We start from the raw sequence: 1006 nt of genomic DNA, 5'->3' as shown, positions 1-1006 counted from the left end.
TGCTTTAAAATGAAGTTTGATCATTTTTTGGCTGTGATTCTCCACAATTGCGCCCTTTGCGGCAGTGTAATAGAATACAACAATAACTAAACAAATCTAAAAATTAATAAACTGATTGCAAAGAAGATATATGCAACCTGAATGATTATGTACATTGTTAATTCAAATGTAGAAAGTGTTCTTTGTTTTTTAGTTTTTGACAAATACCGAAAATAAAACGAAGAACTAATAATTAGTATTACAACAGAAATTGCTCGTAAGACTTCTGCAAAAGTAGCCAAGCTTATCAACTCCTTTTAGCTCAATCTAACGACCTGTTCCGTGCTCAGGAAAAGGGGGATTTCTTATCCCATTCGGCTTAATAGGCGCAGATCCTTACTCCGGAAATGCGCCACGATAGTGATCAAAGGAACTTTGCTATCTCTGTTATAAAAACAAACTGGTCTTTGTTGACTGATGCACCGTTGATTTTACAAGCAGGCTTAAGGACCACTAATAATAAACCTTATAACAATAATAAAAATTCCAAACAGCACTATTACAGAGACAACACTTCCTAACGCAACTTTCCTCCAAATCCCTTTTTCACTAAATAAAGCAAGAATTAATGAAATTAATAAACCTATAGTTGCCATTTGAAAGAAATTATCTCCTATCATTTCAATATCCGGAGCTATAAAAATATAAGTTACAACAACCAACAACGTAATTAAAATTGAAATAAAACTAAAACTTTTTTTCAAGTTAAATCCCCCCTTTTTTTCAAAAGAGTCACTAAATTAAAGCTTACTACTATGTGTATAATTTTACCATCTGTGATTTCTAAGAGTGTCGTTGTTTTTGACAAGAACTTTTTATTAAACAAAATCGCCCTATTGCTTAACTTTCAAGACTTCTTTAACAGTAACTGTTGGCTACCAAGTATCACCATCAGATGGGCAGGACTCATCTCGAGGTAAAAACCCGTACAAACCCTCCGCTAATTTTTTGGAAGTATGTTTCCATA

Annotated in this window: 2 protein-coding genes; both read right to left on the bottom strand. The window is 33.2% G+C overall.

All coding sequences use genetic code 11. From position 1 onward, the window contains the following. Positions 1-86: 86 nt before the first annotated feature. Positions 87-281, bottom strand: a complete 195-nt coding sequence (locus tag AC3G7N_RS20590) for a hypothetical protein (protein ID WP_489424032.1) — start codon at positions 279-281, stop codon at positions 87-89. Positions 282-482: 201 nt separating this feature from the next. Then, positions 483-743 (bottom strand): hypothetical protein, encoded by a 261-nt coding sequence (locus AC3G7N_RS20585; protein WP_489424031.1) that lies wholly within the window; start codon positions 741-743, stop codon positions 483-485. Positions 744-1006: the final 263 nt, after the last annotated feature.

It is taken from the genome of Virgibacillus carmonensis (assembly GCF_057836705.1).
Note: the sequence above shows the minus strand (reverse complement) of the source record. Positions and strands in the feature narration are given on the sequence as shown.